The organism is Moorena sp. SIO4E2 (genome assembly GCF_010671945.1).
GTDB lineage: Bacteria > Cyanobacteriota > Cyanobacteriia > Cyanobacteriales > Coleofasciculaceae > Moorena > Moorena producens.
On the sequence record NZ_JAAHIE010000376.1, the window covers coordinates 1 to 4,659 of the forward strand.

Sequence of the window (4,659 nt, forward strand, 5' to 3'; positions counted from 1 at the left end):
TGATGACACAGCCGCCATTCGCCTAGCAGTTCAGGATAATCTCACGAAACATCGCACCCTGTTGTTTCCAACAGGAAGCTATTTGGTCAGTGATTCAATGGAGTCGAAGAATCAGAAGGGTGTGTTTGGGGCATTTCTGACTTGGCAAGGTGAAGGCACTGAGAAAAGTATGAGCAAGCTTCAGGAGAAAGCCAAAGGTTTTGGTAATCCTGAGCAGCCCACCTAGTAGAGTTGAAATGTTTGTATAGGCTAGTTCAAGAGCCAAGTAGACTCTCGAACCGCTACTACAGTACCATCCCGCCTTTTATATATCTGTCTTTAAAGCAACTGTTTTTAGAGAGTTTGTTGATAAAAATAATATGAAACAGTTAGCCAATAAATTATTAGGTTAATAACTAAAACTAAACCTAGGTAAACACAGAAAAAAATACCCTTGATATGTGTTATCGTTGAGGTGTTTGCGGTTTAAATAAACCCTAGGTAATTATCAGGGCTAAGTCGAGGTTATAGCAAATTTAATGCTTGATGAAGTAAACTCGTCCTCAATGACTTACTCACACACAGCCAATGAACATAATCACTCTCATTTTATTTATTGCTGGCTTTGTACTTTTGGTTGTTGGGGCGGAAATCTTGGTCAAGGGCGCATCACAGTTGGCGTTGGTAGCAGGCGTCTCCCCCTTAGTGATTGGGCTGACTATAGTTGCTTACTGCACCAGTGCCCCAGAATTAGCCGTAGCATTGCAGTCGAGTTATGAAGGACAAGCTGATATTGCCCTTGGTAACATAGTTGGCAGCAACATTGCCAATATTTTGCTAATCTTAGGCATATCTGCAACTATGCTACCCTTGGTTGTATCCCGGCAGTTGGTACGATTAGATGTACCTTTGATGATTGGCATATCATTCCTACTCTTGTTTATGAGCTTGGATGGCCAACTGGGTAGAGTTGATGGCAGCATCCTGTTGGCTGGCGCGATCGCATATAGTTTATTCACGATTATTCAGAGTCGCAAAGAAAATCAGGAAATCCGAGACCAGGATACCCCTCAAACCCAATATCGCCAGTCTCGTACTAGCCTTAAAAAGATAGTTACTCAGTTAGGGCTGATTGTTTTCGGTTTAGGAATATTAGTACTAGGTTCCCGCTGGCTGATTAATGGGGCTATTGCTATGGCCAAGATGTTTGGCTGGAGCGAGTTGATTATTGGCTTAACCATTATCGCTGTTGGCACCTCTCTTCCAGAAATTGCCACCTCCATTATTGCCAGTATCCGTGGTGAGCGAGATCTTGCCGTAGGTAACGCTATTGGCAGCAATATTTTTAATATCCTGTTGGTGCTGGGGATGTGTAGCTTGATTGTGCCTGATGGTATACAGGTGTCAACTCCTGCCCTAAACTTCGATATTCCAGTAATGATTGCAGTAGCGGTGGCTTGTCTGCCAATTTTCTTTACTGGGTATCAAATTTCCCGGTGGGAGGGATTTCTCTTTTTAAGCTATTACGGTGCCTATACCTTGTATTTGTTCCTCAACGCCACACAACACCAAGCTTTATCACAATTTAGTACTATCATGATGACATTTGTCGTACCGCTAACTATAGTTACCCTAGTGATTTTGGTGATGGGCAGTATACGGACTAACATCAAGTCTGGTTGAATAATTGCCTTAAATAATTGCTGAATTGTTCCGATTGAGCAATTCAGCAGTTGTATTTGTTAATTCTTGATTGAGGTAGTGCTAAGGTCAATTTGTCGAGCAGCTACCATATATCTAAAAATATAATCAGCTAACTCCAAGTAGATCTGGGCACGTTCGGTGGAAGACGCCCAAACTGTTATACCATGGTTCCGAATCAATAGGACATTGACTGATGGCGGTGCAGCCTGAAAGCGATCGCATATCTCACTACTAATGCGATACACATCCAGATGGTTGACGAATACTGGTACCGTGACTTGAGGGTTCTCCTCCCGTACTCCAAATCCCTTAAGCATTTCTAGCGGTGGCAAAGGCAGGGTATCGTCTTTAGTGAAGCCAGAAACTAAATTCGCCTCAATGGTGTGAACATGATAACAGGCTTTAGCATCTGGGAATAAAGAGTAGATAGTTTGATGAATGCTTGTTTCAGCTGAAGGACGAGATTCAGGTGATGTTTTTTCTACCACCCTGCCATCAGTAGCGATGCGAATAAAGTCTTTGCTGCGTAGCTGCCCTTTATGGCATCCACTAGCAGTAATCCAGAAGCTGCCATCGGGCTGTTTAGCCGAGAGGTTACCCGCTGTGCCCACCATCCAACCTAATTGATAGAAGTGACTAGCAGCAGTAATTAAGGTTGGTCTTGGATCAATAGCTGAACGTAATTGCTGGTCATTTATGATTGAGGAGCTAAGATTAACCATTCTTCCACCGCTGGGATAGCTGTTGTTGTACATCAAAAAAATCATCCCACGGAATGTAGGGCTTCAAAAAATGCTTTAACGCCAGCAGCAGGACCATTGGGATGATCCATAATGCCAGTTCCAGCATTAAGAATGACCTCTTGTCCGTAATCTCCTACAACCTTAGGGACAATCCCAGCATGAATGCCAGCGGAGGGAACAGGAAATACATTGCGCGATCGCAAACTATCTCGAATTCGCTTTTCCTCCTCTGGGTCAAAGGGTAAACTACCATAATGGGCAGGATATAGCACCGCATCTGCCCCACCATGAGCCATCAGGGTTCCCAACACCACTGAGTAAGCCATCCCGTGGTTTGGGGCTCCACACAGGGCTCCTGCTAAGGCGGGATGGGCAAAAATTGGCACATTAATCTCTGGATCAGCAGCTAAGGCTTCTAGGACAGAGAAACCGTAGGTCAAGACATTCAGCCGCAGGGCATTTGCCCCTTCTTTAACCAAGGTATGAGCTTTATCAAGCAATTTGTCAGCCGAACCAGTTACATTAACGGCATAGAGTACAGTGCGCCCAGTTTGCTGTTTGATTTCATCGAGTACCTTACGGCAGACTTCTAGACGTTTCAGGGTTGGTGCTATCTCCAAATCCCCCAGAATCTCATCATCTTTAATAATGTCAAGTCCAGCTCCAGCAACCTCTTGTAAAATCGCTCCATGGTCTTCAGCTGAGAGTCCCAAGGCTGGCTTAAAAATTGCCATAATCAGGGGACGGTCAACTACTCCTAGTCTTTCGCGAATTCCGGTAATTCCGAATTTGGGATGCCTACCGTAGTGTTCTGGCAAGCGCACTGCCATGACTTTAGCTGGTCCTGCCATGGAGTATTTGCCAAAAATCATGGTTAGTAGAGTAGGGATATCGTTTTCCACATTAGCTTCGGGAAAACGGATGGTAGCCAAACCAGAACCATCAGGGTTAATGACACCTTGAACAACAGTACCAAGATGGGAGCGAAACACATTTTCGAGATGGGCAAAACGAGCATTCCAGGTGCCTGCAGTTTGCCCAACAGCAATCACTTTCGCTTGTTTTTCCACATCAACACCGTGAGGAAAGCGGTAGTCAACTTCAATGGACATTTTAATAAGTTATGAACTGGGATATTATCAAACAGCTACTACCGGCTTCATCCGAATTTCCGTACCCGTGTATTCCGGAACCCAGCCTTCAGTAGTGATAAAGTAGCGCACAGCTTTAACTCGTCGTGATGGGGTCAGATAAAACCAATGTTCAGTATTCGCTGGCACATTAATGTACTCCTCGGGCTGCACAGTCAACTCCATTTGGCTGCCATCAGGACGTACAAACCCAAAAACCCCTTCTCCAGCAATTATGTAGCGCACTTCATCATCAGTATGGTAGTGACAATCCTTAAATTTGGAAAGGAGGGCATCAAGATTAGGTATGTCTGGGTACAGTACGATTAAGTCACGGGATTGATAGCCAGCGGTTTCCTTAAGTTGTTCAAAGTAGCTATCTAAAGCTTCCAGTACTGTTTCCTTTTCAATATCACTAAGGGTGTCTTGCTCTAGAAGGCTGTGAATTTCTGGGTTGTCCCCTACAGACCAGTGATTTAGCTGAACCTTCAGAGGTGCTAATTCTTGGGCAATATCACTTAGCTCGGTATAAGTTGTACCATCTTCAAGTCGTAAAACCGCCATCATGTACCTCCTGTTGGCTTTTTGGTATCCAAAGTCATAAATTATAATATTAAGCATTGGCTTAGGTCAACCCACACCAGCCATCCAAACACTATTCTTAGGTATCAAAAGGGATAAAACGCTTCCAGAAAGGCTGTTTTAGGATAAAGTCCACCCAGTTTTCCTCAGAAAGGTTAACATAAATTAATATAAGAAGCTAAATTCTATATTTGCCACATCCTCGAATCTATGGAGGTAACAACGAGTGAATAAAAAGTGGAGAAACGCAGGGCTGTATGCACTCCTAGCCATAGTGGTGATCGCCCTTGGTACAGCATTTTTGGACAAACCGTCCCCAAGTCGAGATACGTGGCGGTACGACCAGCTGATTAGCCAAGTCGAGAGCGGCAAGGTGGAAACCGTTAGAATCAGTGCTGACCGCAGTAAAGCGATCGCGATCGCTCAAGATGGTCGTCAGGTAGAGGTCAATCTCCCCAATGACCCACAACTAATCAACCTTCTGAATAATAACGGTGTAGATATTTCAGTTCTACCCCAGA

Annotated in this window: 6 protein-coding genes and 1 pseudogene; 4 read left to right on the forward strand and 3 right to left on the reverse strand. The window is 44.3% G+C overall.

Going from position 1 to position 4,659, the window contains the following annotated elements; all coding sequences use genetic code 11:
• The 3 genes and pseudogenes from F6K37_RS27705 to F6K37_RS27710 all read left to right on the forward strand — a co-directional run.
• A pseudogene (locus tag F6K37_RS27705) lies at positions 1-226 on the forward strand (hypothetical protein); the annotation flags it as partial.
• 14 nt (positions 227-240) lie between these two features.
• Positions 241-363 (forward strand): WecB/TagA/CpsF family glycosyltransferase, encoded by a 123-nt coding sequence (locus F6K37_RS45685; RefSeq protein ID WP_502708328.1) that lies wholly within the window; start codon positions 241-243, stop codon positions 361-363.
• 204 nt (positions 364-567) lie between these two features.
• Positions 568-1,662, forward strand: a complete 1,095-nt coding sequence (locus F6K37_RS27710) for a calcium/sodium antiporter (protein ID WP_287253624.1) — start codon at positions 568-570, stop codon at positions 1,660-1,662.
• A gap of 59 nt (positions 1,663-1,721) precedes the next feature.
• On the opposite strand, the gene mtnB is transcribed toward F6K37_RS27710, so the two are convergent.
• Genes mtnB through F6K37_RS27725 form a run of 3 tightly spaced genes read right to left on the reverse strand, consistent with a single transcriptional unit; the run spans position 1,722 to position 4,120 of the window.
• Complete coding sequence (mtnB, locus tag F6K37_RS27715) at positions 1,722-2,405, reverse strand: methylthioribulose 1-phosphate dehydratase (protein WP_287253630.1); 684 nt, start codon at positions 2,403-2,405, stop codon at positions 1,722-1,724.
• Between the two features lie 41 nt (positions 2,406-2,446).
• Positions 2,447-3,538, reverse strand: coding sequence for a RuBisCO large subunit C-terminal-like domain-containing protein (locus F6K37_RS27720; protein WP_287253626.1), 1,092 nt, complete (start codon positions 3,536-3,538; stop codon positions 2,447-2,449).
• Positions 3,539-3,565: 27 nt separating this feature from the next.
• On the reverse strand, positions 3,566-4,120 hold the full coding sequence (locus tag F6K37_RS27725; protein WP_287253632.1) for a 1,2-dihydroxy-3-keto-5-methylthiopentene dioxygenase: 555 nt from the start codon (positions 4,118-4,120) through the stop codon (positions 3,566-3,568).
• A 244-nt stretch (positions 4,121-4,364) separates the two neighbouring features.
• Here F6K37_RS27725 and F6K37_RS27730 point away from each other — a divergent pair.
• The coding region (locus F6K37_RS27730) for an ATP-dependent metallopeptidase FtsH/Yme1/Tma family protein (RefSeq protein ID WP_287253628.1) at positions 4,365-4,659 on the forward strand (295 nt) is incomplete at its 3' end.

Excerpts from the sequence above, each read along its gene's own strand:
- F6K37_RS27710 (WP_287253624.1), top strand. The coding sequence starts at position 568 with ATGAACATAATCACTCTCATTTTATTTATTGCTGGCTTTGTACTTTTG.
- mtnB (WP_287253630.1), bottom strand. The coding sequence starts at position 2,405 with ATGGTTAATCTTAGCTCCTCAATCATAAATGACCAGCAATTACGTTCA.
- F6K37_RS27720 (WP_287253626.1), bottom strand. The coding sequence starts at position 3,538 with ATGTCCATTGAAGTTGACTACCGCTTTCCTCACGGTGTTGATGTGGAA.
- F6K37_RS27725 (WP_287253632.1), bottom strand. The coding sequence starts at position 4,120 with ATGGCGGTTTTACGACTTGAAGATGGTACAACTTATACCGAGCTAAGT.